This window comes from Streptomyces sp. AMJ-169 (genome assembly GCF_055597585.1).
Window position 1 is genome coordinate 966,788 of sequence record NZ_JBVLTJ010000001.1, and the last position, 24,943, is coordinate 991,730.

21 protein-coding genes, 1 tRNA gene and 1 pseudogene are annotated in these 24,943 nt (G+C 72.2%); 18 read left to right on the forward strand and 5 right to left on the reverse strand.

Translation table 11 applies throughout. The features are described 5' to 3' along the window. Positions 1 to 35 precede the first annotated feature (35 nt). Positions 36 to 1,469: a condensation domain-containing protein gene (locus ACYUD3_RS03980; RefSeq protein WP_470963512.1), complete on the reverse strand. Its 1,434-nt coding sequence runs from the start codon at positions 1,467 to 1,469 to the stop codon at positions 36 to 38. Between the two features lie 458 nt (positions 1,470 to 1,927). Here ACYUD3_RS03980 and ACYUD3_RS03985 point away from each other — a divergent pair, with 458 nt between their 5' ends. The 10 genes from ACYUD3_RS03985 (at position 1,928) to ACYUD3_RS04030 (ending at position 12,207) form a co-directional block, all read left to right on the forward strand. After that, entirely contained in the window at positions 1,928 to 2,920 is a 993-nt protein-coding gene (locus tag ACYUD3_RS03985; RefSeq protein WP_470963515.1) for a LuxR C-terminal-related transcriptional regulator, read from the forward strand. A 206-nt stretch (positions 2,921 to 3,126) separates the two neighbouring features. Continuing rightward, on the forward strand, positions 3,127 to 6,363 hold the full coding sequence (locus ACYUD3_RS03990) for a sensor histidine kinase (RefSeq protein ID WP_470963518.1): 3,237 nt from the start codon (positions 3,127 to 3,129) through the stop codon (positions 6,361 to 6,363). 56 nt (positions 6,364 to 6,419) lie between these two features. Beyond that, entirely contained in the window at positions 6,420 to 6,860 is a 441-nt protein-coding gene (locus ACYUD3_RS03995) for a roadblock/LC7 domain-containing protein (protein ID WP_470963520.1), read from the forward strand. A 2-nt stretch (positions 6,861 to 6,862) separates the two neighbouring features. Beyond that, positions 6,863 to 7,234, forward strand: coding sequence for a DUF742 domain-containing protein (locus ACYUD3_RS04000; protein ID WP_470963974.1), 372 nt, complete (start codon positions 6,863 to 6,865; stop codon positions 7,232 to 7,234). Continuing rightward, entirely contained in the window at positions 7,212 to 7,844 is a 633-nt protein-coding gene (locus ACYUD3_RS04005; protein ID WP_470963522.1) for a GTP-binding protein, read from the forward strand. Before ACYUD3_RS04000 ends, ACYUD3_RS04005 begins: the two co-directional genes overlap by 23 nt. 19 nt (positions 7,845 to 7,863) lie before the next feature. Continuing rightward, positions 7,864 to 8,427 (forward strand): GAF domain-containing protein, encoded by a 564-nt coding sequence (locus ACYUD3_RS04010; protein WP_470963977.1) that lies wholly within the window; start codon positions 7,864 to 7,866, stop codon positions 8,425 to 8,427. Positions 8,428 to 8,558: 131 nt separating this feature from the next. After that, the gene (tdh, locus tag ACYUD3_RS04015) at positions 8,559 to 9,587 is read left to right on the forward strand and encodes an L-threonine 3-dehydrogenase (protein WP_470963524.1); all 1,029 of its coding nucleotides are present in this window, start codon (positions 8,559 to 8,561) and stop codon (positions 9,585 to 9,587) included. 26 nt (positions 9,588 to 9,613) lie between these two features. Next, positions 9,614 to 10,864, forward strand: a complete 1,251-nt coding sequence (locus ACYUD3_RS04020; RefSeq protein WP_470963526.1) for a glycine C-acetyltransferase — start codon at positions 9,614 to 9,616, stop codon at positions 10,862 to 10,864. A 47-nt stretch (positions 10,865 to 10,911) separates the two neighbouring features. After that, positions 10,912 to 11,817, forward strand: a complete 906-nt coding sequence (locus ACYUD3_RS04025; RefSeq protein WP_470963527.1) for a LysR family transcriptional regulator — start codon at positions 10,912 to 10,914, stop codon at positions 11,815 to 11,817. Positions 11,818 to 11,847: 30 nt separating this feature from the next. Further along, positions 11,848 to 12,207: an MmcQ/YjbR family DNA-binding protein gene (locus tag ACYUD3_RS04030; protein ID WP_470963530.1), complete on the forward strand. Its 360-nt coding sequence runs from the start codon at positions 11,848 to 11,850 to the stop codon at positions 12,205 to 12,207. A 106-nt stretch (positions 12,208 to 12,313) separates the two neighbouring features. Here ACYUD3_RS04030 and ACYUD3_RS04035 read toward each other — a convergent pair whose 3' ends face one another. Next, positions 12,314 to 13,225, reverse strand: coding sequence for a transketolase family protein (locus ACYUD3_RS04035; protein ID WP_470963533.1), 912 nt, complete (start codon positions 13,223 to 13,225; stop codon positions 12,314 to 12,316). Between the two features lie 175 nt (positions 13,226 to 13,400). Continuing rightward, positions 13,401 to 14,105 carry a transketolase gene (locus tag ACYUD3_RS04040; protein ID WP_470963536.1) on the reverse strand — a complete coding sequence of 235 codons (705 nt, stop codon included), beginning with the start codon at positions 14,103 to 14,105 and terminating at the stop codon, positions 13,401 to 13,403. A gap of 149 nt (positions 14,106 to 14,254) precedes the next feature. Here ACYUD3_RS04040 and ACYUD3_RS04045 point away from each other — a divergent pair. Further along, positions 14,255 to 14,328, forward strand: a tRNA-Pro gene (locus ACYUD3_RS04045). Positions 14,329 to 14,389: 61 nt separating this feature from the next. Here ACYUD3_RS04045 and ACYUD3_RS04050 read toward each other — a convergent pair. Further along, positions 14,390 to 15,421 (reverse strand): bifunctional class I SAM-dependent methyltransferase/NUDIX hydrolase, encoded by a 1,032-nt coding sequence (locus ACYUD3_RS04050; protein WP_470963539.1) that lies wholly within the window; start codon positions 15,419 to 15,421, stop codon positions 14,390 to 14,392. A gap of 196 nt (positions 15,422 to 15,617) precedes the next feature. Between ACYUD3_RS04050 and ACYUD3_RS04055 the strand changes: the two are divergent. Next, positions 15,618 to 17,480, forward strand: a pseudogene (locus ACYUD3_RS04055) (hypothetical protein); the annotation flags it as partial. Between the two features lie 617 nt (positions 17,481 to 18,097). Beyond that, positions 18,098 to 19,261: a sensor histidine kinase gene (locus ACYUD3_RS04060; RefSeq protein ID WP_470963542.1), complete on the forward strand. Its 1,164-nt coding sequence runs from the start codon at positions 18,098 to 18,100 to the stop codon at positions 19,259 to 19,261. Between the two features lie 109 nt (positions 19,262 to 19,370). Here ACYUD3_RS04060 and ACYUD3_RS04065 read toward each other — a convergent pair whose 3' ends face one another. Then, positions 19,371 to 20,393 carry a Gfo/Idh/MocA family protein gene (locus ACYUD3_RS04065; protein ID WP_470963545.1) on the reverse strand — a complete coding sequence of 341 codons (1,023 nt, stop codon included), beginning with the start codon at positions 20,391 to 20,393 and terminating at the stop codon, positions 19,371 to 19,373. Between the two features lie 215 nt (positions 20,394 to 20,608). Here ACYUD3_RS04065 and ACYUD3_RS04070 point away from each other — a divergent pair, with 215 nt between their 5' ends. The 5 genes from ACYUD3_RS04070 (at position 20,609) to ACYUD3_RS04090 (ending at position 24,872) form a co-directional block, all read left to right on the forward strand. Further along, positions 20,609 to 21,622 (forward strand): LacI family DNA-binding transcriptional regulator, encoded by a 1,014-nt coding sequence (locus ACYUD3_RS04070; RefSeq protein WP_470963548.1) that lies wholly within the window; start codon positions 20,609 to 20,611, stop codon positions 21,620 to 21,622. 106 nt (positions 21,623 to 21,728) lie between these two features. Continuing rightward, positions 21,729 to 22,148, forward strand: a complete 420-nt coding sequence (locus ACYUD3_RS04075) for a hypothetical protein (RefSeq protein ID WP_470963551.1) — start codon at positions 21,729 to 21,731, stop codon at positions 22,146 to 22,148. Between the two features lie 99 nt (positions 22,149 to 22,247). Next, a complete protein-coding gene (locus ACYUD3_RS04080) occupies positions 22,248 to 23,093 on the forward strand; it encodes a DUF4097 family beta strand repeat-containing protein (protein WP_470963554.1) in 846 nt (281 codons plus the stop codon). A gap of 34 nt (positions 23,094 to 23,127) precedes the next feature. Then, on the forward strand, positions 23,128 to 24,093 hold the full coding sequence (locus ACYUD3_RS04085; RefSeq protein WP_470963557.1) for an ATP-binding cassette domain-containing protein: 966 nt from the start codon (positions 23,128 to 23,130) through the stop codon (positions 24,091 to 24,093). Next, positions 24,090 to 24,872: an ABC transporter permease gene (locus tag ACYUD3_RS04090; RefSeq protein ID WP_470963560.1), complete on the forward strand. Its 783-nt coding sequence runs from the start codon at positions 24,090 to 24,092 to the stop codon at positions 24,870 to 24,872. The genes ACYUD3_RS04085 and ACYUD3_RS04090 overlap by 4 nt, the downstream gene beginning before the upstream one ends. The last annotated feature ends 71 nt before the right edge of the window (positions 24,873 to 24,943 follow it).

Here is a 24,943-nt window from a genome sequence, read left to right on the forward strand (position 1 = left end):
GGATTGGGGGTGGCGGGGTCGGGTGAAGCACCGGCTCACGCCTCAGAGGGGTGGGTCGGCCGGCCCAGCGGTTCGTACTTCTTGAGCGGGGTGTCGGGGTGCTCGGTCAACTGGCCCAGCAAGTACTGGAATTGGGCGGCGAACCTTTTCACCGTCGCCTCGTCGAAGAGGTCGGTGGCGTACTCCCAGATCAGGGTGATCCGCTCCGGGCGGGGGAGCACGGTGATGTTCAGGTCGAACTCGGCGGAGCCGTTGGAGACGCCCTCCGTCACCGACATGCGCGCGCCCGGCAGCGCGAGCGACGCCGGCGGCGCGTCATGGAAACCGAAGCCGGCCCGCAGGAAGGGGACGTCCCGGGAGAAGCGGGCCTCGGGCAGGATCTTGTGGAACGGCACGTCCGGGTGCTCCCGCGCGGCCACGAGCGTGTCCCGCGCCGCCTCCAGGACGGCCCCGAAGCCCCGCTCCGCGTCCACCTCCACCCGCATCGGCAGCTGGTTGACGAGCATCCCGATCATCCGCTCGGTCTCCGGCCGCGTCCGGTGCACCAGCGAACTCCCCACGCACAGATCGCGCTGCCCGGTCAGCCGGTTCAGCCACGCGAGCCACCCCGAGAACAGCGTCAGACCCAGCGGCACCCCCCGCCCCCGCGCGAACTCCCGCAGCGCACGGCCCGGTTCGCCGTCCAGCGTGATCCGCAGCGCCCGCCTCTCGAAGCTCGGCACCTGCGGCCGGAGCCGGTCGGCCGGCAGCTCAAGCGGCGCCGGCGGTGACGCGAACCGCTCCCGCCAGTACGCCAGCTGCCCGTCCAGCGCCCCCGACTCCAGCTGCCCGTGCTGCCACGCGGCGATGTCCACGAAGTCCGTGCCGGACCGGGCCGGCGGCAGCGGACGGCCCTCGGCGGCCTGCCGGTAGGCCGCCGCCAGCTCGCCGAGGAACACGTCGAACGACCGGCCGTCGTGGACCAGATGGTGCCCGACGTGCAGCAGCACGTACTCCTCGGCGGTCAGCTTCACCAGATGCCAGCGCACCAGCGGCGGGTGCTCCAGCGGGAACGGGGCCGCCGGCAGCCGGTCCGTCAGCAGCGCCAGCTCCGCCTCCCGCTCCGGCGCGGTCACCATCGACAGGTCGGTCACCGGCAGGACGTACCGCGTGTGCGGGTGCACCCGCTGCACCGGGTAGCCGTCGTCGGCCAGGCGCACCGACAGCCGGAACGCCTCGTGCCGCTCGATCACCCGGTCCAGCGCCGTCTCCAGCGTCGCCTCCGACAGCTCGCCGGTGAAGCGCACCAGCGCCCGGAAGTGGTGGCCCGCGCCGTCCGGGTGCAGCTGGCGGCGGATCCAGAGCCGCTCCTGCGCCGGCGACAGCGGCGCGGGCACCGAACGGTCCCAGCGCGGGAAGCCTTCGTCCGCGCGCGCCTGCCCCGCGACGCCCGGGTCCGGGGACGCGCCGGGCGGGGTTTCCGTGCTCACTGCGGAATGCACCTCAATTCCTCGGGGGAGGCCGACACCGGCCGAACGAGAAACTAGGCGCGAACGGGCCCGGCGGGCCAGAGAGTTGAGCCTGGACTGGGGAAACTGGGAATGGAATCCGCCGGTGGCCGGTGGATCCTCGGCAGTCGGCTCCAGGGGCCCCGGTGCCGCCTCGACGGCCGTCCCCGCAGCCCCGGCCCGCTGCCCTGCGCCGCGCTCCGAGTCTCGTCCCGAGCGGAATCTTTATCAGCGGGTGCAGGTGTTTTCACCCGGGCTTAATAAAGCCTCGATAAGGGGCGGAGAGGCAAATCAAGACCACACTCCTAATCAGCGCGGGAAAAATTGCTGATTTGCGAAACAAAGGCTGTGCGGAGCGGGCGGAAGCGGAGAGCGAAGCTACTCTGAGGGCCCGAAATGCGGTGCTGCGGGTAGCGCCCCCGCGACGGAAGGTGACGGCGATGATGGCACTTCTTGGTCTCGCGCCCGTTCAGGAGGCCGTCTACCGGGCGGCGCTCGACCACCCGTACTCCTCCGTGGAAGACCTCGCCGGCGGACTCCAGCTGACCCCGGACGAGGTGCTCGCGGCTTTCGAGGACCTGCGCGCGCTGCGGATCGTACGCGAGTCGCGGGACCGGCCGACGCAATTGTTCGCCGTCGATCCGGTCGTCGCGCTCCAGGAACTCCTGGAGCGCGAACAGGAACAGCTCCTGGAACGCCAGCAGAAGATCGCGGCGAGCCATACGACCATCCTGCGCATGCTGGCGGCTCATGAGGCGACCAGCTCGGCGGCCGGTGACGACGCCGACGGCGGGGTGCAGCGGCTCGTCGGCCTCGACGTCGTGCAGCAGCGCCTCGAACTGCTGTCGCAGGAGGTCGAGGAGTCCGTGATGACGTTCATGCCGGGCGGCCCCCAGTCGGCCGCGGCGACGGCGTCCGCGCGGGGCAACGACCTGCCGGTGCTGGAGCGGGGGGTGGCCGTGCGGACCGTCGGGCTCGACTCCATCCGGCAGCACGAGGCGACCCTCGACTACGCGCGCTGGCTCACCGACCACGGCGGGGAGTTCCGCACCATCCGCGAACTGCCGCCCCGGATGGTCCTCGTCGACCGCCGCCGGGCACTGGTCCCGATCGACCCGGAGGACACCCGCAAAGGAGCCCTGTTCCTCACCGAACCCGGCATGGTCGCCTCCCTGGTCGCGCTCTTCGAACGGGTCTGGGAGACCGCCCGCCCGCTCGGCGCCGACCGCTTCCCCGACAGCGAGGGCCTGACCGCGCAGGAGAAGGAACTCCTCATCCTCATCGCCCAGGGCCACACCGACGAGTCGGCGGCGGCGAAGCTGTTCATCTCCCCGCGCACCGCCCGCCGCCTCATGGCCTCGATCATGGAACGCCTGGGCGCGCGCAGCCGTTTCGAGGCGGGCGTGCGGGCGGCGCAGAGCGGGTGGTTATGAGCTAAGGCCATGGCGGACACGGTGAGTTACGACCGTAGGCCCGCCAACCGGCCCGCGCCGTCGGTGTCTTATCGGTCAGCCGTGCGAACCCTCATACCAGAGTGGGACGATAGCCGTACGAGTTCCTCAACTGCCCACCGCATGGCATGGGTTGGCAACTACTGTGAGTGTCCGTCGCCCCCCGAGGACCAGGACGAAGGACACCGATGTCTCACCTCCGCGCACCGGCCGCTCGCGCAGACCGCCGCGAGGGCGGACGGCACGGACGGCCGGTCGCCCACTCCGCGCCCGCCCCGCTCATACGGCCGCAGCTGCTGCGGCTCGCGGTGCTTCCGCCGACCGCCGTCGCCCTCAGCGCCTGCGCGGTCCTCCTGTTCGCCGTCCGCACGGCGGGCACCCGCCTCACCCCCACCTTCTGGGCGGTCCTCGCCGGCGCGGTCCTCGTCGCCGGGACCGGCATCGCGATCGCCGCGATCGTCGCCGGCCGCACCGCCCGCTCGATCAGCGACCGCGTCGACGCGCTGCGCCGCGCCAGCTCGCGGCACGACGCCGAACTGCGCGCGCTGGTCGAGGCGTTGCGGCGCGGGGAGGCGATGCCGCAGCGCAAGACACGCGGCGGGCCGCCTGCGGACGCGGACGAGTTCGAGCTGCTCGCGGCGGATCTGGCGCGTACGCACGAAGGGGCGGTCGCCGCCGTCGGGTACGCGGCCCAGCTCTCCAGCCGGACCGGCAGCGAACAGAAACTCGAAGTCTTCGTCAACCTCGCGCGCCGGCTCCAGTCCCTCGTCCACCGGCAGATCTGTGTCCTGGACGATGTGGAGAACGAGATCGAGGACCCCGATCTCCTCAAGAGCCTTTTCCACGTGGACCACTTGGCGACTCGTGTCCGCCGGCACGCCGAGAACCTCGCCGTTCTCGGCGGGGCCGTTCCGCGCCGGCAGTGGAGCAATCCCGTACCCGCGATCGAGGTGCTGCGATCCGCGATCGCCGAGGTGGAGCAGTACTCCCGGGTCAAACTCGTCCCGCCGATCGACGGGGAGCTGCGCGGGCACGCCGTCTCCGACGTCGTCCACCTTCTCGCCGAGCTGATCGAGAACGCGTCGGTCTTCTCCGCGCCGCACACCCAAGTGCTCCTGCGGGCCAACCTGGTGACTTCCGGTCTCGCGGTCGAGGTGGAGGATCGCGGCCTGGGGATGCCGCCCGAGGAGCAGTCCCGCATGAACACCCTCCTGGCCGACCCCGACCAGGTCAACGTCGCCCGCCTCCTCGCCGACGGCCGCATCGGCCTCTTCGTAGTCTCCCAACTGGCCCACCGCCACGGCATCCGCGTCCGCCTCCAGAACAACATCTACGGCGGAGTCCAGGCGGTCCTGATCGTCCCGCAGTCCCTGCTGGGGCCTGCGGAGATGCCGCCGGGGTTGTATGAGGAGACGGGGCGGGGGGATGGGGGGCCGGGGGGCGGGGACGGCTCGACTCCGGCTCGGGGGGTGGCTGTGCCTCGGGGGCAGGGGGGTTCGGCGGGCGGGGGTGGAGTTTCGCCGCGTCATGGGACTCCGGGCGGTGGGATGTCCGTGCTGTCGACTCCGGCTAGGGGGACGGCCGTTCCGCAGGGGCAGGGGGGTTCGGTCGGCGGGACGTCCGTGCTGTCGACTCCGGCTCGGGGGACGGCTGCGGGGGGCTCGCGGACCGGGTCTGATGAGGGGCGATCGGGCGCGGGGACCGGGTTGAACGGCTTCGCCGCTGCTCGGGGATCGGCGAACGGCTTCGACAGTGGCTCGGGGCGAGGGGTTGCGGTGGGCGGGGCGGCTGTGAGGGCGGGGGGTGACGGGACGACGCCGTCCGCCTCCGGCGCGGGGCCGCGCCATGCGACTCCGGGGAGGGGGGTGGCGGTGCCTCGGGAGCAGGGGGGGTCAGAGGCCGGTAGTACGACGCCGGCCGGGCAGCCGATGCCGGCCGGCGGGCCGGGGGGTTCGCCGAGGCACGCGACTCCGGCTCGGGGGACGGCTGTGCCCTGGGGGCAGGAGGGGTCGGCGGGTGGGGCTGGAGTTTCGCCGCGTCATGGGACTCCGGTCAACGGGATGTCCGTGTCGTCGACTCCCGCTCAGGGCAACCCTGTTCCGCAGAAGCAGGAGAATCCGGCGGGCGGCGCTGCCGTGTCGTCGGGGGATCCCGCTGAGGGGAGTTTCCTCGCGTCGCAGCCTCCCGCCCCGGCGGGTGCGGCTGGGGGAGCGGCGGGGCAAATGGCTCCAGGCGGCGGGGCTTTCTTGTCGGCGTCGCGTTCCGCTTCGGCCGGCGGGGGCGCCGCGTCGCCCGGTTCGGCTGCTCCGGCCACGGGGGCGTTCGTTGCGCCGGACTCTTCGGCTCCGGGCGCCGGGAGCTTCGTACCGACTGAGGCCTCGCCAAGATCTCCGGCCCCCGCCGAAGGGAACTCCGTACCGTCCAGCCCTCCGGCCGAGGTGAACTCCGTACCCCCGAACTCCCCGCCCCCCAGGAACTCCCCGACCTCCCCGAACTCCCCAACCCCCCTCAACACCGCCCCTCCCCTCCCCCGGCGCGGAACCCCCGGCGAGCGCAGCACCCCCGCCGACGCCGTCCCCGGAATTCGGTCCGGAGAGCGGGAGTTGGTGGAGAGGCGGGCCGGAGAAGCCCCCGTGCCCCGGGTCGGGGGCGTGCGCGGGACCATGGTGAAGCCTCAGCTTCCCAAGCGGCGCGCGCAGGAACACATCGTCCCGCAACTGCGCGGCGGCCCCGTGCCCCGGCCGGACGGCGAGGAGCCCGCCGGCCACGACCCGGGACTGATGGCCGCCTTCCAGCGCGGCATCGGCCTGGCCGAGACCCAGCAGACACTGGAGGCGGAGGGCGGACTGAGCGCCGACGGGGACGGCAACTGGGAGCCGCAGTACGACGGACGCCTGCCCGACCTCGACGGCCGGACCGAACCCGCGGCCGGCACCCCATGGACCGAGGCCCGGCCGGGACCCACCGGACAAACGGCGACCGGGCCCGACGATGTGACGGCCCCCGGAACTTTCACCGCCTCGGACCTGTCCGCGCCCGGAGCCTCCGCAGCCCCAGATCTCTCGGTCCCCGGAACCTTCACCGCCCCGAACCTGTCGGAGCCCGGAATGTTCACCGCCCAGGATCCGCCTGCGCCCGGAACTTTCACCGCCTCGGACCTGTCGGCGCCCGGAGTGTTCGCCGCCCCGGACCTGTCCGCGCCCGGAACCTTCGCCGCCCCAGACCTACCTGCGCCCGGAGCCTCCCCCGCCCCGTCGGCCCCCGGAACCTTCACCACCCCCCACCTCCCGGCCCCCGGAGCCTTCGCAGCCCCCCACCCCCCGGCACCCGAACCCCCCGCCACCCCCAACTCCCCAGCAAGCCCCACCCCCTCGCCCCACCCCCCGACGAACCACCCCCTCTCCCCACCCCCCACCGTCGGATGAAGCCGTACACCCCCACCGCTCCCGCCGAACTTTTCATCTCAAGGAGTCGATCCACCATGGCGAGCGACGTGCCGATGACAGGCCAGACGTCCGACCTCGACTGGCTGATGGCCGGCCTCGTGCAGCGAGTCCCGCACACCATGAGCGCGGTACTGCTGTCCTGCGACGGATTGGTGAAGTCCGTGCACGGGCTCGACCCGGACAGCGCGGACCACATGGCCGCGCTGGCGTCGGGACTGTACTCGCTGGGCCGCAGCGCGGGCGTACGGTTCGGCGACGGCGGCGACGTCCGCCAGGTCGTCGTCGAACTCGACAGCACCCTCCTCTTCGTCACCACCGCAGGCTCGGGCACCTGCCTCGCGGTGATGGCCGGCCGCGAGGCCGACGCGGCGGTGCTCGGGTACGAGATGTCGATGCTCGTGAAGAGCGTACGGCCCTACCTCGGCACCGCCCCCCGCCAGCAGCCCGCCGCCCAGCCCCCGGTGATGAGGTCTTGACCGTGGCGGCGGTCGGCGACGGGCCCTGGCTCGACGACGCGGCCGGACGGCTCGTACGCCCCTTCACGGTGAGCGGCGGCCGTACCCGGCCCACCGTCGCCCTCGATCTGATGTCCCAGGTCAGAGCCACCGGGACCAGCCCCCTCGGCTACCTCGGACCGGAGCACGCGCAGGCCCTCGACCTGTGCCGCGCCCCCGTCCCGGTCGCCGAGGTGGCCGCCCACCTCAAGCTGCCGGCCGCGGTCACCAAGGTGCTGCTGTCGGACCTCCTGGACTGCGGGGCCCTCACCACCAAGCCCCCCGAGTTCCACCACAACCCCACCGACCGGGCCCTACTGGAGGCGGTGCTCGATGGACTACGACGTCAGCTCTGAACCACACAGGGAGCGACAGGAGTACGACCACCACGATGACCGGTACGAATTCCCCACCGCCCTCAAGATCCTCGTCGCCGGCGGCTTCGGCGTCGGCAAGACCACCTTCGTCGGCGCCGTCAGCGAGATCGCCCCGCTCAGCACCGAGGAGTTACTGACCACGGTCAGCGCCCGCACCGACAACCTCGACGGCATCGAGAACAAGGTCGAGACGACCGTCGCGATGGACTTCGGGCGGATCAGCCTGGACCCGCGGCACGTGCTGTACCTGTTCGGCACGCCCGGTCAGGAGCGGTTCTGGTTCATGTGGGACGAGCTGTGCGAGGGCGCGCTCGGTGCCGTGATCCTCGCCGACACCCGCCGCCTCCAGGACTGCTTCGCCGCCGTCGACTTCTTCGAGGAACGCGGGCTCGCCTTCATCGTCGCGGTCAACGAGTTCGACGGCGCCCACCGCTACGACCCGCAGGAGGTGCGCTCCGCCCTCGACCTGAACCCGGCGGTCCCGGTCGTCCGCTGCGACGCCCGGATCTCCGCCTCCGGGGTGCAGACCCTCCTCGCCCTGGTCAAACACCTCATCGCCCACACCCCGGCCGCACCCCAGCCGCTGTGAGACAGGGAGACGGGACATGATGAGTTACGAGCCGGCCCGCCCCGCCGGGCGGCTGCTGCTCACCCCGGACGACCAGGACGCCCCGGCCCGCACCCGCAGGCTGCGCCGACTCGGCCTCGGGGAGTGTCCGGAGCCGCTCCTGGACAGCTTCGCCGACCGCCTCGCCGAGGTCACGGGAGCGCCGTACGCGATGGTCAACTTCCTTGACGAGGAAGGGCAGTTCTTCGCCGGGCTGCATCCCGCGCCGCCCGCCGCCCGGGGGAGCAGGCCGCTGCTGGGGCGGCGGCTCGCGCGCGATCACGGGTACTGCCCCCACGTCGTCGTACGCCGCCGCGCGCTCGCGCTGGAGGACGTCGCCGACTATCCGCGGTTCGCGGGGAACCCGATCGTCGACGAGTACGGGGTCCGGTCCTATCTGGGCGCCCCGGTGGTCGATCTCGCGGGGCAGCCGCTCGGGACGGTGTGTGTCGCCGATCTCGTGCCCCGGGTCTGGGGGGCGCACGGGCTCGCGACGATCAAGGCGACCGCCGTCGAACTGGGGGCGCTGCTGGCCGGGCGGGGGCGGGAGTCACCGCGGGCGTGAAGGAAAGCTGCGGTTCCGGTTAAGAAAAGCTCGATGGACCGGGGTGGGTCGGGTGCGGCAGATTGCTGGTCGAATCCACCCCTTTCCGTCGCGCGGGCGTACCCGCCGAACACCCTTATGGAGCCGCTGCGTTGAAGGCGTTGGTCAAGGAGAAGGCGGAGCCCGGGCTCTGGCTCACGGACGTCCCGGAACCCGCCGTCGGGACCGGTGACGTCCTGATCGCCGTACGGCGCACGGGGATCTGCGGGACCGATCTGCACATCCGGGACTGGGACGGGTGGGCGCGGCAGAGCATCAGCGCGCCGCTCGTCCTCGGGCACGAGTTCGTGGGGGAGGTCGTCGAGGTCGGGGCCGGGGTCTCCGATGTCGCCGTGGGGGATCTGGTCAGCGGTGAGGGGCATCTCGTGTGCGGCAAGTGCCGCAACTGCCTCGCCGGGCGGCGGCACTTGTGCCGGGCGACCGTCGGGCTCGGGGTGGGCAGGGACGGCGCGTTCGCCGAGTACGTCGCGCTGCCCGCCGCCAACGTGTGGGTGCACCGCCACCCCGTGGACCTCGAAGTCGCCGCCATCTTCGACCCGTTCGGCAACGCCGTGCACACCGCGCTGTCGTTCCCGCTGGTCGGGGAGGACGTCCTCATCACCGGCGCGGGCCCAATTGGCTTGATGGCAGCGGCCGTTGCGCGGCACGCCGGGGCCCGCAACGTCGTCGTCACCGATGTCAGCGAGGAGCGGCTCGACCTCGCGCGGAAGGTCGGGGCGAGTCTCGCGCTGAATGTGGCGGAGCGTCAGATCGCCGACGGGCAGCGGGAGTTGGGGCTGCGCGAGGGGTTCGACATCGGGCTGGAGATGTCCGGGCGGCCCGAGGCGCTGCGCGACATGATCGGCAACATGACGCACGGCGGCCGGATCGCCATGCTGGGGCTGCCCGCCGAGGAGTTCCCGGTGGACTGGGCGCGGATCGTCACCTCGATGATCACCATCAAGGGCATCTACGGCCGGGAGATGTTCGAGACCTGGTACGCGATGTCGGTCCTCCTGGAGGCGGGCCTCGACCTCACCCCCGTGATCACCGGCCGCTACGGCTACCGCGACTTCGAGGCGGCGTTCGAGGACGCGGCCGGCGGCAGGGGCGGCAAGGTCATCCTCGACTGGACCGTCTGACTCTTATTTCTTTCTGGGAGCCCCCTATGTTCGACTCCGTCCGCGACGACCTCCGCACCACCCTCGACGAGATCCGCGCCGCCGGCCTGCACAAGCCCGAACGCGTCATCGGCACCCCGCAGTCCGCGACCGTGTCCGTCACCTCCGGCGGACGCCCCGGTGAGGTGCTCAACTTCTGCGCCAACAACTACCTGGGCCTCGCCGACCACCCCGAGGTGACCGCCGCCGCGCACGAGGCGCTGGAGCGCTGGGGGTACGGCATGGCCTCCGTCCGCTTCATCTGCGGCACGCAGGAGGTGCACAAGGAACTGGAGGCCCGGCTGTCGGCGTTCCTCGGACAGGAGGACACGATCCTGTACTCCTCCTGCTTCGACGCCAACGGCGGAGTTTTCGAGACCCTGCTCGACGAGCGGGACGCGGTGATCTCCGACGCCCTGAACCATGCCTCCATCATCGACGGCATCCGCCTGTCCAAGGCCCGCCGCCTGCGCTACGCCAACCGCGATCTCGCCGACCTGGAAGCCCGGTTGAAGGAGGCCGCCGGCGCGCGCCGCCGCCTGATCGTCACCGACGGCGTCTTCTCGATGGACGGCTACGTCGCCCCGCTCAAGGAGATCTGCGACCTCGCCGACGCCTACGACGCGATGGTCATGGTCGACGACTCGCACGCCGTCGGCTTCGTCGGCCCCGGCGGCCGGGGCACCCCCGAGCTGCACGGCGTCATGGACCGCGTCGACATCCTCACCGGCACCCTCGGCAAGGCCCTCGGCGGCGCCTCCGGCGGTTACGTCGCCGCCCGCGCCGAGATCGTCGCCCTCCTGCGCCAGCGTTCCCGCCCCTACCTCTTCTCCAACACCCTCGCCCCGGTCATCGCGGCGGCCTCCCTCAAGGTCCTCGACCTCCTGGAATCCGCCGGTGACCTGCGCGAACGCCTCAGGGAGAACACCGCGCTGTTCCGCCGCCGGATGACCGAGGAGGGCTTCGCGGTCCTCCCGGGCGACCACGCGATCGCGCCGGTGATGATCGGCGACGCGGCCGAGGCGGGCCGGATGGCGGAGCTGCTGCTGGAGCGGGGGGTGTACGTGATCGGGTTCTCGTACCCGGTGGTGCCGCAGGGGCAGGCCCGGATCAGGGTGCAGCTGTCGGCGGCGCACTCGGTGGGGGAGGTGAACCGGGCGGTGGACGCGTTCGTGGGGGCGCGGGCGGAGCTGGCGGAGTCGGAATCGGCGGCGGGGCCGGCGGGGGCCGGGTCGGCTGTTGCGCTGGAATCGGCGTAACGGGGACCGGAACCAAGGCACCCCGGACATATTGCGATAATCACCCCATGATCGAAGCGCGGCGGCTCCACATCCTCCGTGCGGTGGCCGACCACCGCACCGTCACCGCGGCGGCCGCCGCCCTCTACCTCACCCCCTCCGCCGTCTCCCAGCAGCTCGCGGCCCTGGAACAGGAGACCGGCCACCGCCTGGTCGAACGCGGCGCGAAAGGCGTACGGCTCACCCCGGCCGGCGAGATCCTGCTCGGCCACACCAACGCCGTCCTCGCCCAACTGGAGCGCGCGGAGGCCGAGTTGGCGGCGTACAGCGCGGGGGAGGCCGGTACTGTCACGGTCGCCGCGTTCGCGACCGGCATCGCGCTGGTCGTCGCGCCCGCCGTGGCCCGCCTCGCCCACACCGCACCCGGGATAAGCCTGCGGGTGCAGGACGCGGAGGGGGACGCGAGCCTGCCGATGGTCCTGGACCGGCAGGTCGACGTCGCCGTCGCCGTCGAGTACCGGGGCGCCCCGCCCGCCGACGACCCCCGCCTCACCCATGTCCCGCTGTACGCCGAGCCGTTCGACGCGGTCGTCCCCGTCACCCACCGCCTCGCGGACGCCCCCGAGGTCCCGCTCGCCGAACTGGCCAAGGACATCTGGATCGGCCCCTACCCCGGCAACCCCTGCCACGACGTGGTCGTCCTGGCCTGCGAGAACGCCGGTTTCCAGCCGCGCCTCGAGCACTCCTCGGACGACTTCCGCGCGGTGGTCGCCCTCGCCGCGGCGGGCGCGGGTGTGGCGCTGGTCCCGCGTTCGGCGCTGCGCGGCATGGACCTGGCCGGGGTCGTCGTACGCCCCGTCGACGCCGTCGCCCCGACCCGGCGCGTGTTCGCCGCCGTGCGCCGGGGCGCGGAGGGGCATCCGCTGATCCGGCAGGTGCTGGGGGCGCTGCGCGGGGTGGCGGACCAAGGGTGACTGTCAGTGGTGGCCGGTACCGTGCGAAGCATGCCGGACGCCGAAGACGTACGCCGAATCGCCCTGTCCCTGCCCGACACCACGGAGAAGACCGCCTGGAACATGCCGACCTTCCGGGTCGCCGGAAAGATGTTCGCGACCCTGCCGGAGGACGAGACCTCGCTGGCCGTGCGCTGCCCGAAGGAGGAGCGGGACGAGCTGGTGCTGGCCGAGCCCGAGAAGTTCTGGATCGCCGGGCACGAGGCGCAGTTCGCGTGGGTGCGGGTGCGGATCGCGGCGGTGGAGGACGAGGGGGAGCTGCGGGACATCTTGGCGGATTCTTGGCGGCAGGCGGCTTCGCCGGGGTTGTTGGAGGCTTATCCGGGGGTGGGGGTGGTGGGGGAGGAGTAGGAGTAGGGGGGGTGCTGCGGGCGCCCGGGGTGAGGCGGGCGTCCGTGTCGCGGCTGGGGCAGCTGGGGCAGCTGAGGCGCTGGGGCGGCTGGGGGCGTTCTGGGCCTCAGGTCGTCGCCGGTGTCTTCAGGAACCCGGTGATCCGTTCCCGCAGGGCCGCCGGGTCCAGGCCGTGGGCCGCGGTGTGCTCCTCGACGGTGCCGTAGCGCCGCAGCTCACGGCGGCCGACGCCCAGGGACAGGAGGCGGTGGGGTACGTCGGCCAGCGCGTCGGTCACGGCCGGCGCCGAGGTGCCCGCGAGGTAGGGCTCGACGAGGACGACGTCCGTGCCCGCCCAGTCGGTGGCCCGGCGCAGGGCGGCGGAGTCGAAGGGGCGCACGGTCGTGGCGTACAGGACGGTCGTGTCGAGCCCCTCGGTCGCGTCGAGGACGGAGTCGAGCAGGGGGCCGACGGCGACGACGACTCCGTTGCGCCCCGTGCGGGCGGTCAGGAAGCCGGATCCGTCGACCGGCCGCCCCTGCCGGTTGGACTGGAGCGACAGCCGGACGTACACCTTGTCGTCCCCGGCGGCGACCGCGCGGCGCAGCAGCGTCTCCGCCTCGTCGGGATGGCCGGGGACGTGCACGGTCCAGCCGTCGAGGGTGTCCAGCAGGGCGATGTCGCCGGGCGCCATGTGCGTCGGCCCCCCGGCGGGCCAGTCGTACGACGCGGCGGCGCTCACCAGGACCGCGCCCACGCCCTGATGCCCCAGATCCAGCTTGACCTGCTCGAAGGGGCGCTCGACCAGGAAGCTGGCGAAGGTGTGCATGACCGGGCGCAGACCGGTCAGGGCGAGGCCCGCGCCGGTGCCGATCAGGAGTTGCTCGCGGATGCCTACGTCGATCACACGGTCCGGGTGGCGGCGGCGGGCCTCGGCGAAGCCGTCGGCGCCGATGACGGCGAGGACGACGGCGGTGCGGGGGTCTTCGTCGAGGAGACGGGTGAGGGTGGGGGCGAGACGGTCGCGCATGGTGTCCATGGGGGTCCTTGAGGGGTGCGGGATTTGGAAGGGGGTGCTTTGGGGGTGGGGTGGCTTTCGGAGCGGGGCTGTTTAAGGGGTGGGCTGGTTTCAGGGGGTGGGCTTGCTTCGGGAGCGGGCTTGTGTGAGCGGTGGGCTTTCTTCGAGAGCTGGCTCGCTTCAGCGGCGGGCTTGTTCAGCCGGTCTTGGGTTCGACTCGGGCGATCACCGCGTGGGGGCGGCCCGGGTGGGGGGTGGTGAAGGCGGCGTACAGGGCGTCGTGGTCGCGGCCGTCGACGGTGGCCGTCGACCAGCCGGCCGCCTCGAAGCGGGCCGCGATGCCGCCGGGCCGGGGATGACTCGCGGAGGCGTTGTCGACGACGACCGCGTGCAGCCGGTCGAGGCCCGCCGGGCCGGCGTACGCGATCGCCTCGTGGTTGCTGCCCTCGTCCAGCTCCGCGTCCCCGATCAGCACCCACACCGCCGGGCCGGGCCGGTGCTGGGCCCGCAGCCCCAGCGCGGTGCCGACCGCGAGCGGCAGCCCGTGGCCGAGGGAGCCGCTGGAGATCTCCACGCCCGGGACGAGCGTGCGGTCGGGGTGGTGGCCCAGGGGCGAGTCGTATGTCCCGAATCCGTCCAGCCACTCCGCCGGGAAGAAGCCCTTCGCGGCGAGGACGGCGTAGTACGCCATCGGGCCGTGCCCCTTGGACAGCAGATACCGGTCCCGGTCCACCGCCTCCGGCTCCGCCGCCCGCACCTTCAGCACCCGGTCGTACAGCACCCACGTCACATCCAGCGTCGACGTCGCCGCCGGCCCGTGCTTCTCGTCGCCCGTCATCCGGCTCATCAGGGCCGGCAGGTCGCCGTATCCGTATGTCTCGCGTTCTTCGACGGTTGTCATGCTGTCGATCGTGCAACCTCAATCAAACTTGAGGTCAAACCCGGCGGGGAGGAAGGGTCGGGGGGTGGAAAGCGTGCGCGACCAGTCACGCGAGTGCGGTATCGTTTTCTTGTCCGCGCGGCCGGGGGAATCCCAGGTCAGACGGGCATCGGGACGTGGCGCAGCTTGGTAGCGCACTTGACTGGGGGTCAAGGGGTCGCAGGTTCAAATCCTGTCGTCCCGACTTTGCTTTTGGCAGGTCGGAGGCCGTTCTCTCTTATGGGGAGGACGGCCTTTTCGTATGGCTAAGGGTGGGTGACCGGGTATCGGTGTACCGGCGGCAATCCCGTCAGCGCTCCCGGCCACACCGTGTCCAGGACATGTGCGCTCGGTGTGAACAGTGGCTGTGTCAGTGAGCGGAGTTCAGCGATCTCGTGCCACTCCCAGCGGCGGATGAGATGTGGCTCGGTGACTGTCGGTTCGCCTGTGTACGTGTTCACGCGGACGGCGGCCGTGAGGCGTGGCATGCCGTGCGTGGAGTCCATCAGCAGCGCGACTACCTTCGCGTCGGAAGGGTCGGCGAGCAGGCCCGTCTCCTCCGCCAGCTCCCTCACGCCTGCGGTGGCGAAGTCCTCTCCGGCGTCGTTCTTCCCGCCGGGCAGCTCCCAGCCGCCGCGTTTCACCGACCATCCCAGCAGTACCCGTCCCGCCGCGTCGGTGACGACAACTCCCGCGCCGGTCAAGGCATGTGGTGACGGCCGCCCCGGCGCCGCGTAGCCGGCGTGCGTCGCCATCGGCTCGCGCAGGACGAGGAACGCCAGCCCGTCGGTGTCGTACCGTTCGACGGTCCCCCACCCCGCGCACAGCGCTCCGATCTCGGTCTCGTCCAGAGCGATGGGGCGCTTCTGCTGGGGGACCTGATCGGCGACCGGTGTGACGACGCACAGGGCGCCGCCCGGCCGCAGGTGGTTCCGCATGTGGTTCAGGATCCGCGTGCGGTCCCGTACGAATGCCCAGGTCTGCCGGAACACGATCAAGTCGTAGGCGGGGGAGGGGAGTTCGTCCCGCTCGATGTCGAGGTGCAGGTATCGGACGCCTGTTGTCTTTTCGGCCCGTGCCACGGCCTCCGCCGAGAAGTCCGCCGCGTCGACCGTGTAGCCCGACTCGGCCAGGAATCGGGCCAGTTCGCCCAGTCCGCATCCCACCTCCAGTGCCGTGCCGGCCTCGGGTGCCGGCAGTCGTTCCGTGAACAGTTTCCGTTCGGTCGCCCGCAGGCTCAGAAAGCTCTTGCCCGCGGCGTAGTGCGCGTTCCATTCGTCGGTGCTCGTGTGTTCCACGGTACGGACTCCTCTCGATCGGGTCCTCGGTCAAACGGCCGAGATGGGGGCGTGCGGGGCGTCGGGGTTCCGGCCGAACGGCCGATGTGGGGGCACCCGCCGTCCGCGAAACATGGAAGCAGCCACCGAGGCGGCCCTGACCAGGCACGACGCTCCGGGCGGCCGACCCCTTGCCCCCGACCGGGAGACGTCGTCGATGAGCGCCACAGCCGAGCTGATCCGTCCGGCGGCCGAGAAGCGGCCCCGGGGGCGAGGGGCGCGCCGGTATCTGGGCCCCCGCCGGTACCGGGTGCCCTTGGCCGTGACCCTCGCGATGCTCCCGCTCTACCTGTACTGGGCGGTCTATCGGGCGAACGGAGGCGGGGACCTCGCCGCGCAGGAGACATGGGCGTGGTTCGCCGCCGAGCACGGGGGATCGGCGTACGGGCTGTTCTGGTTCGGGGGCGCGCATACCGCCAACTACAGTGTCATGTCGCCGTACTTGATGGCGCTGCTCGGGGTGCCGGCCGTCGGCGTCCTGTCCGGGCTCGCCTCCGGGTGGCTGGCCGCCGTGCTGATCCGGCGGGCCGGAGTACGGCGGCCCCTGCTGCCCGCGCTGCTCGCCGGGTTCGGGCTGTGGGTGGACGTCGCGGCGGGGCGGGTGACCTTCGCTCTCGGCGTCGCCTTCGGGCTGGCGGCTCTGGTTGCGGTGGTGGGGGTGGTAGGGGTGGTGAGGGTGAAGGCCCGCGCCAGCAGGCCGTGGCTCGCCGCACTGTGCGCCCTCCTCGCCACCGTCGGCAGCCCCGTCGCCGGACTGTTCCTCGTCGCCGTCGGCGCCGCCTATCTGCTGACGAAGGACCGCACGCGCGCCGCCGCCCTGATCCTGCCGCCGGTCCTCGTCGTCGGTACGACCACCCTGCTCTTCCCCTTTCAGGGCCAGCAGCCCATGGCCTTCAACCGCATCTGGTGGCCCTTCGGCCTCGGCCTCGCCGTCGCCCTCCTGGCCCCCCGCGCCTGGCGGGTCGTACGCCTCTCCAGCGCCGTCTACGCCCTGGGCGTGCTGCTCTGTTACGTCATCCCCACGCCGATCGGAACCAACGTCGAACGGCTCGCCCTCCTCTTCGCACCGGCGGTACTGCTCGCGGTGTGGCTGGAGACGCCTTGCTTGGAGATGCTGCGCCTCAAGGTGCCCTGCTTGAAAGCACCGCGCCTCAAGGTGCCCGGCCTGAAAGCACCGCGTCTGAAAGCGGCGCGCCCGAAGGGACCCCGGCTCAAAGCGCCGAGTCCCAAGATGCCGCACCTCAAGGCACCCCACCTCAAGGCACCCCACCTCAAGGCACCCCACCTCAAGGCACCCCACCTCAAGGCACCCCACCTCAAGGGACTCCACCTCAAGGCACCCCACCTGAAGAAAAGCACCGCCCTCGCCGCAGCCCTCGCCGCCTCCCTCTACTGGGTCGGCTCCGGTACCCCCGCCTCCTTCCTGCGCGGCGACTCCCAGGTCCCCGCCTGGGCTGCGCACACCGAAGGTGTCGTCCAGGCCCTCGGCCGGCTCGGTGCGGACAAGGCGCGCGTCGAGGTCGTACCGGCGGCGGACCACCGTGACTCCGCCGTCCTCTCCCCGCACGTCGACATGGCCCGCGGCTGGAACACGCAGCTCGACATGGAGCGCGGGCGGTTCTTCTACGACGGGACGTTCAGTGAGGCCAAGTACCGGGCGTGGGTGGACCATTGGGCGGTCGGATTCGTGGTCGTGCCCGACGCCGAGCCCGATCGGTACGGGGTGCGGGAGGCCGAGCTGATCCAGCGGGGGCCGGCGTGGCTGGAGCCGGTGTGGAGTGACGCGTATTGGAGGGTGTACCGGGTGCGGGACGCCGTACCGCTGGTGACGGCGCCCGCGCGGGTCGTCGGTACCGGGAGCGCCGAGCTGAGGGTACGGATGCCGGCGGCCGGGTCCGTCACCGTACGGATCGCCTACTCGCCCTGGCTGCGTGCAGATGGGGCGACGCTGCGGAGGGACGGGGACTTCATACGGATGACGGTCGAGGAGCCGGGGGTGTACCGGATCGGGTCCGGCTACCTCGCCAACCTCGCGGACCTCGTGGACCTCACCAATCTTGCCGCCCCCGGCGAGCCCGCCAGCCTTGCCGACCCCGCCAACTCTGCCGACCCCGCTGGCTTCGCCGACCCCGTCGGCCTTGCCGACCCGCCAGTTACGCCAACCCCGCCGACCTCGCCCCCCTCAACGCCCAAACCGCCAAGTCACTTGAGAACCCGAAGCGTTCACCACAGTGACCGGGATATCGAGCACCGTGCCGTCGTTGCGGGTGCCGGTGCAGTGCAGGACCGTGCCCGGGACGGCCTTCAGACCGGTCGGGCAGGAGGTGCCTGTCAGCTGTACGCCGACCCAGGGCAGCGGGTGGTACTTGCTCTGTGTGCGGCCGGCGACGATGTTCGGCGCGAGCGCTTTGCGGCCGTCGACGTACACGGTGCTGTACCAGTCGAGGGCGGTCGTCGACTCGGTCCCGGACAGCGCGCGGGTGCCGAGGCCGCCCACGACGACCACGAAGAGCGCCCCGCCGGCCGCCCCGGCGAGGAACCTGCTGTCCGGCATACCGCACTCCTGACGCCCTCGGTGCTCGGAAACTACCAGGCCAAAGCGGGAGAGACCCGACCGGCCCGCATACGGTGGGCGCCATGAGATCCACCGCCGCGCTGGGCTGCGCCCGGGGCTTCGTCGTCGGCGCGCTGATCGCGCTGGCGGCCGTCGACCTCAACATCGCCAACGACACCGGCGCCTCCCTCCAGCGCCCCGCCGTCGTCCTCGCGTCCGGTCTCGCCGCCGTCCTGTGGCCCGCGTCCCGCCGCCCCGGCTGGCTCACCCCCCAGCTGCGTACGGCCGTCCCCGCCGGGCTGTCCCTCCTGTACACGCTCGACTCGGTGCTGCGCCACCGCGACGCCCCCTTCGGCCCCGGCGAGCTCGTCCTGCTGCTGTGGCTGCTGTTCATCGCCGTCCGGCACTGCCCGCCGCGCTGGGCCATGATCTGCGGCGCGCTCGACGCGGCGGCCCTGCTGCTCACCCCGGCGCGCTACTTCCGGCCGCTGTGGAACAGCGACGGGGCCTTGGCCTATCTGATGACCGGGCTGGTCCTCATCGGGGTCGTCGCCGGGCTCGCCGGGTATCTGCGCTCGCTGGACTTCCGGCGCACGGTCGCCGTCGCCGACACCCGGCGCGAGGAGCGGGTGGTGATGGCGGCGGACCTGCACGACTTCGTCGCGCATCACGTGACCGGCATCCTCGTGCAGACCCAGATGGCCCGGATGATGGCCGTGTCGTCCGAGCCGGGGCGGCTCGATCCCGTGCTCGCCGGGATCGAGCGGGCCGCGACCGAGGCGCTGTCCTCCATGCGGCGCACGGTCGGCGTGCTGCGCGCGCCCGACCCCGCCGACCACCGCCCGGTCGGCGACCTCGCCGGGATCGCCGACCTGACGGCGGGCTTCGCGACCCCCGGCCAGCGGGTCACCCTGCGCCGCGCGCCCGAGGTCCACGACGACCTGCCGCACGAGGTGCAGGCCGCCGCCTTCCGTATCGTCCAGGAGTCCCTGACCAACGTCCGCCGGCATGCCGCCGACGCGACCGAGGTGACGGTCGGACTGCGGTGCGTGGAACGGCAGTTGGAGGTCACGGTCACCGACGACGGACGCGGCGGCACACAGTTGCCGGCGGCGGCGAGGGGCGGCGGCTTCGGACTGGTCGGGCTGCGGGAGCGGGTCACCGCGCTGGGCGGCGAGCTGCGCACCGGGCCGGGGGAGCGGGAGGGGGAGGGGTGGACCGTACGGGCACTGCTGCCGATTCCCTAGCGCGGCCGGAGCCGCCCCGCCTCGCAGGCCCCGGCGACCGAACTCCGCCGCCCCCGAGCCGCCCTCCCCCAGGCCCCCTACAGGTAAAATCCGGCCGCTCCTCCGGCCCCTACCGGTAAAACTCCGGCCGCTCCACCAACTCCACCCCCACCCGCCCCCCTTCCCGCTGCCCCCGCACGCTCGCCTCGCACACCGCCGCGACCGCGTAGCCGTCCCAGGCGCTCGGCCCGGTCACCACGCCGCGCCGGGTCGCGTCGACCCAGGCCTGCACCTCGCGGTCGTAGGCCTCCTCGAACCGCTCGATGTACCCCGGCGTCACCGAACCGCCCCACCGCCCGGCCGAGTTGACGAGCAGCCCGTGCCGGTCGCCGATGCGGGCCGTGCCGTTCTCGCAGAGCGCTTCGGCGAGGACCTGGTAGCCGAAGCGGGCGTGGAGGTAGATCTCGACGTCGGCGAGGGCGCCGCCGTCGGTCTCGAAGACGACGAACTGCGGATCGCCCAGCGCCTCCGGGGAGTTGGCGGAGGGGGCGGGCCGGTACACCGTCACGGCGGTGATCTCCTGCCCGAGCAGCCAGCGCGTGATGTCCATCTCGTGGGTGACCGAGTCGTTGATGATCATCTCGGTGGTGAACTCCGACGGGATGGACGGGTTGCGGTGCCGCTGGTGCAGCATCAGCGGACGGCCCAGCTCACCGCCGTCCAGCAGCGCCTTCAGCTCCTGGTACTCACGGTCGTAGCGGCGCATGAAACCGACCTGCACCCGCCGGTGCCCCAGCCGCTGCTCGGCCTCCAGGACCCGCAGCGCCGAGGCCGCATCCGGGGTCATCGGCTTCTCGCACAGCACCGGCAGATCCCGCGCGAACGCCTGCAACAGCACCGCCTCGTGCGCGGGCCCCGGCGAGGCGACGAGCACGGCCTCCACACCCGGCGCGGCCAGCGCCTCCTCGACGTCCTCGAAAGCCGCGCACCCCGGGACCTGGCCGGCCACCGACTTCGCGCGCCCGGCGTCGACGTCCACGACGGCGGCCACCCGGGCGCCGCTGATCACCTCACTGATCCGCCGCACATGATCGGCCCCCATCCGTCCGGCGCCGACGACGGCGATACCGAGGGGGGTGGTCTGCTCGGCCATGGGTCTCCTTCGACTAGAACGTTCTAAAAGAACCGGCGTAAGCAGTACGGCAGTCGCGGGCGGGGTGTGTCAAGAGTCGGGAGCTTAGAACGTTCCAGTGGGGCCGGTCGGCGCTTACGGCTACGATCGACCCCCCGGAGCAGCCTCCCGCAGAAGCACCCACCCGGCAGAAGCACCCCAGCAAAAGCCCCCGGCAGCGAGCAGAAAGGCCGACTGTGCCCACGACCCCCGCACGACGGCCCACCCTCGCCGACGTCGCGGCCCGGGCCGGCGTCTCGGTCGCGCTCGCCTCGATCGTGCTGCGCGGCGCGAAGGGCGCCAGCGAGGCCACCGGCGAGCGGGTCACGAAGGCCGCCCAGGAGCTCGGCTACCGCCCCGACACCCGCGCCCGCCTGCTGCGCAGCAGCCGCTCCCGTCTCCTCGGCGTCCAGTTCGACATCCACCAGCCCTTCCACGCCGACCTCGTCGAGGCCCTGTACGCCGCCGCCGAACGGGCCGGCTACCAGCTCGCCCTCGGCGCGGTCACCCCCAGCCGGGGCGAACGCCAGGCCGCGGAAGCGCTGCTCGCCGACCGCTGCGAGGCCCTGATCCTGCTCAGCCCGCACGCCCCGGCCGCTCAACTCGCCGCACTCGCAGCCCAGTTGCCGGTCGTCTCGGTGGCCCGCAGGCTGCGCCCGCGCGTCCCCGGCGTGGACGTCGTCCGCGCGGCCGACGACGACGGCGCCCGCCAGACCGTCGACCACCTCGTGGCCCTCGGCCATCGCGCCATCGCGCACGTCGACGGCGGCCGGGCCCCCGGCGCGGCGGACCGCAGGCGCGGCTACCGCACCGCGATGCAGCGCCACGGCCTCGCGGACCAAGTCCGCCTGGTCCAGGGAGGGTTCACGGAGGCGCACGGCGCCGGGGCGGCCCGGGTGCTGTTGTCCGAAGGTGAACTCCCCACCGCGCTCTTCGCGTTCAACGACCACTGCGCGACCGGGGTCCTCGACGCCTTTCTGCGGGCGGGAGTTCGGGTCCCCGACGACATCTCCGTCGCCGGGTACGACGACAGCCGGCTCGCCCGGCTCGCCCACGTCGACCTCACGACCGTCGGCCAAGAGGTGGGCCGCATGGCCGAGTTGGCGGTGCGGCGGGCGGTGGAGCGGGCCGAGGGGGCGCAGGCCGAGGGGGAGGCCGTCATCGCGCCGGGGCTGATCGCCCGGGGGACGACGGGGAGGCCGCGCGGCTGACGGATGGCGCTGGGTGGTGTCATGTGACGCCGCTTGGCGCCATTTTGCATTCATGGGTGCGCGATACGGCTTGCGTATGGCGCCATAGTGGTGCCAAGATAACGCCATGGACCTCACCCCGTACGTCGACTCCCTCCGCGGGGAGCTGGGGCCGGCCGCTCCGCTGGAGTCGGTCGCCCATCTCGCCCTGCTCAGGGTGGTCTCGGCAGCGATGGCCGAGGTGACCCGGGAGCTGGCGCCGGGCTCGGTCGACGTACGGCTGCGGGGGACGGATCTGGAGTTCGTGGTGACACCGCCGCCCACTGGTGGCGTCAAAGTGGTGTCGCTCCTGACTCCGGCCGACATCGAAGGCGGCACCGCCCGCGTCAACCTGCGGCTCCCGGCCCACCTCAAGTCACGGGCCGAGGAAGTCGCCGGGCACGAAGGCCTCTCCGTCAACGCCTGGCTCGTCCGCGCGGTCTCGGCCGCGCTCGACGAACAGCGCACCCACCCCGAAGGGCGGGGCTTCACGGGCTGGGCCCGCTGAACCGCCCCCACCCGTAAGCGACTTCAAGAGCTCTACGCCGAACCACCGCTGCACGCACGGCACTTCAAGAACCCCACGACCCACAAGAACGGAACAACCATGCCCACTTTCGACACCGCCGCCCCCATCTCCCTCTCCGCCCACATCGACGCCGGCTCCCTCCGCCTCACCGCCAGCGACCGCGCCGACACCACCGTCGACATCCGCCCCCGCGACCCGAAGCGGGACCGGGACGTGAAAGAGGCCGAGCGGGTCGACGTCTCCTACGCGAACGGCGTCCTGACCGTCCGGACCCCCAAATCGGCCAACTCCTTGCGCCGCCCCGGAACCGTGGACATCACCATCGCCCTGCCCACCGGCTCCGGCGTCGACCTGACCGGCGCGTGGGCGCAGGTCCTCGGCGAGGGCCGGCTCGGCGCGACCCGGATGAAGGTCTCCGCCGGCGACGTCCGCCTCGACAGCACCGGACCGCTCGAACTCACCGCCTCCCACGGCTCGATCACCGTCGACCGGGTCGAGGGCCGGGCCGAGATCACCACCAGCACCGGCAGCCTGCGCGTCGGCGCGGTCGACGGACCCGCCGTCCTCAAGAACTCGCACGGCACCACCGCCATCGGCGCGGTCACCGGAGAGCTGAAGGTCGGCACCGGACACGGCGACATCGACATCACCCGCGCGGAGGGCCCGGTCGCCGCGACCACCGCCTACGGCACCATCCGCGCCGCCGAAGTCGCCCGGGGCACCGTCCAGTTGGAGACCTCCTACGGTGCCATCGACGTCGGCGTCCGCGAGGGCAGCGCCGCCTGGCTCGACGTCAGCTGCGGCTCCGGCCAGGTCCGCAACTCCCTCAGCGCCGCCGCGCCCCCCGAGGGTCACCAGGACACCGTCGAGGTCCGCGCCCGCACCCGCTACGGAAACATCGACATCCGCCGCAGTCGCGCCTGAGCCACTCGCCGCACCCTTCAACTCGGAGCCTCCCATGCCCACTTCGCCCCGGCCCGCCGCCATCACCGCGCTCGGCCTGCGCAAGTCCTACGGCGACAAGACCGTCCTCGACGGCATCGACCTGCGCGTCCCCGCCGGCTCGGTCTTCGCCCTCCTCGGCCCCAACGGCGCCGGCAAGACGACGACCGTCCACATCCTCTCCACCCTGATCGCCGCTGACGGAGGACAGATCCAGGTCGCCGGGCACGACGTCGACGCCGAACCGGACGCCGTACGCGCCGCGATCGGGGTGACCGGGCAGTTCGCCGCCCTCGACGACCTCCTCACCGCCGAGGAGAACCTCCTCCTCATGGCCGACCTGCTGCGCCTGCCCAGGCGTGAAGGGCTGGCCAGGGCAAGGGAGTTGCTGGAGCGCTTCGACATCGCGCACGTCGCCGGGGACCGCGCCGCGACCTTCTCCGGTGGCATGCGCCGCAGGCTCGACCTGGCGATGACCCTCGTCGGCGACCCCCGGATCATCTTCCTGGACGAGCCCACGACCGGCCTCGACCCACGCAGCCGCCGCACGATGTACGACATCGTCCGCTCCCTCGTCGCGGCCGGCACCACCGTCTTCCTCACCACCCAATACCTCGAAGAGGCCGACGCGCTGGCCGACCGCATCGCCGTCCTCGACGGCGGCCGGATCGTCGCCGAGGGCACCGCTGACGAACTCAAGTCCCGTATCCCCGGCAGCCACGTCCGGCTGCGCTTCACCGACCCGGCGCAGTACGAGCGGGCGGCCGGCGTCTTCCCCGGCGCCACCCGGGACGACGAGCAACTGGCCCTGCGGATCGCCGGGGACGGCGGCCTGGACGCCCTGCGCGCTCTCGTCGACCGCCTCGACGCGGCCGGCATCGGCGCCGCCGACCTCTCCGTCCACACCCCCGACCTCGACGACGTCTTCCTGTCGCTCACGAACACCGCCGCCGCGCGCCACGCAGAGGAGATCCGGCGATGAGCACGCTCCCCCACGCCCTGCACGACTCCCGCGTCATGCTGCGCCGCAACCTGAAGCACGCCCTGCGCTACCCGGCCGTCGGGCTCGGCAGCGCGATGATGCCGATCCTGATGCTGCTGCTGTTCGCCTACGCCTTCGGCGACTCCATCGGCGCCGGGATGGGCGGCGGACGCGCCACCTACGTCAACTACCTGACGCCAGGAATCATCATCATGGGTGTAGCCGCGGGCTCCATGTCGACGTCGATCGCGGTCTGTTCGGACATGACCGAGGGCATCATCAACCGCTTTCGCACGATGCCAATCACCCGCTCCTCCTTCCTGACGGGACATGTCCTCGGCAGCGTCGTCCAGACGATGGTCTGCATGCTCCCGGTCGTCGCGGTCGCCCTCGCCGTCGGCTTCCGCTCGGCCGCGACCGCCCTGCAATGGCTGGCCGCCGCCGGTCTCCTCACGGCGATCGCGTTCGCGGTGACCTGGCTGTCGGTGCCGCTCGGACTGGTCTCCAAGACCGTCGAGTCCGCCAGCAACAAGCCCCTGCTGATCCAGTTCCTGCCCTTCCTCGGCTCGGCGTTCGTGCCCGCGAGCAGCATGTCGCCGGGGCTGCGCTGGTTCGCCGAGTACCAGCCCTTCACCCCGATGACCGAGACCCTGCGCGGCCTGCTCTGCGGCACGGAGATCGGCAACAGCGGCTGGATCTCCCTGAGTTGGTGCGCCGGCATCACCGTCGTCGGATACGTCTGGGCGCGCTCCCTGTTCAACGGCACCAGCAAGCGCTGAGCCCCTATCAGCAGGCACTGACAACGACGGCGGCGTCCACGGAAAACACGTGGACGCCGCCGTCGTCGTAC

Excerpts from the sequence above, each read along its gene's own strand:
- ACYUD3_RS03985 (WP_470963515.1), top strand. The coding sequence starts at position 1,928 with ATGATGGCACTTCTTGGTCTCGCGCCCGTTCAGGAGGCCGTCTACCGG.
- ACYUD3_RS03990 (WP_470963518.1), top strand. The coding sequence starts at position 3,127 with ATGTCTCACCTCCGCGCACCGGCCGCTCGCGCAGACCGCCGCGAGGGC.
- ACYUD3_RS03995 (WP_470963520.1), top strand. The coding sequence starts at position 6,420 with ATGGCGAGCGACGTGCCGATGACAGGCCAGACGTCCGACCTCGACTGG.
- ACYUD3_RS04005 (WP_470963522.1), top strand. The coding sequence starts at position 7,212 with ATGGACTACGACGTCAGCTCTGAACCACACAGGGAGCGACAGGAGTAC.
- ACYUD3_RS04010 (WP_470963977.1), top strand. The coding sequence starts at position 7,864 with ATGAGTTACGAGCCGGCCCGCCCCGCCGGGCGGCTGCTGCTCACCCCG.
- ACYUD3_RS04020 (WP_470963526.1), top strand. The coding sequence starts at position 9,614 with ATGTTCGACTCCGTCCGCGACGACCTCCGCACCACCCTCGACGAGATC.
- ACYUD3_RS04025 (WP_470963527.1), top strand. The coding sequence starts at position 10,912 with ATGATCGAAGCGCGGCGGCTCCACATCCTCCGTGCGGTGGCCGACCAC.
- ACYUD3_RS04030 (WP_470963530.1), top strand. The coding sequence starts at position 11,848 with ATGCCGGACGCCGAAGACGTACGCCGAATCGCCCTGTCCCTGCCCGAC.
- ACYUD3_RS04035 (WP_470963533.1), bottom strand. The coding sequence starts at position 13,225 with ATGGACACCATGCGCGACCGTCTCGCCCCCACCCTCACCCGTCTCCTC.
- ACYUD3_RS04040 (WP_470963536.1), bottom strand. The coding sequence starts at position 14,105 with ATGACAACCGTCGAAGAACGCGAGACATACGGATACGGCGACCTGCCG.
- ACYUD3_RS04060 (WP_470963542.1), top strand. The coding sequence starts at position 18,098 with ATGAGATCCACCGCCGCGCTGGGCTGCGCCCGGGGCTTCGTCGTCGGC.
- ACYUD3_RS04065 (WP_470963545.1), bottom strand. The coding sequence starts at position 20,393 with ATGGCCGAGCAGACCACCCCCCTCGGTATCGCCGTCGTCGGCGCCGGA.
- ACYUD3_RS04075 (WP_470963551.1), top strand. The coding sequence starts at position 21,729 with ATGGACCTCACCCCGTACGTCGACTCCCTCCGCGGGGAGCTGGGGCCG.
- ACYUD3_RS04080 (WP_470963554.1), top strand. The coding sequence starts at position 22,248 with ATGCCCACTTTCGACACCGCCGCCCCCATCTCCCTCTCCGCCCACATC.
- ACYUD3_RS04085 (WP_470963557.1), top strand. The coding sequence starts at position 23,128 with ATGCCCACTTCGCCCCGGCCCGCCGCCATCACCGCGCTCGGCCTGCGC.
- ACYUD3_RS04090 (WP_470963560.1), top strand. The coding sequence starts at position 24,090 with ATGAGCACGCTCCCCCACGCCCTGCACGACTCCCGCGTCATGCTGCGC.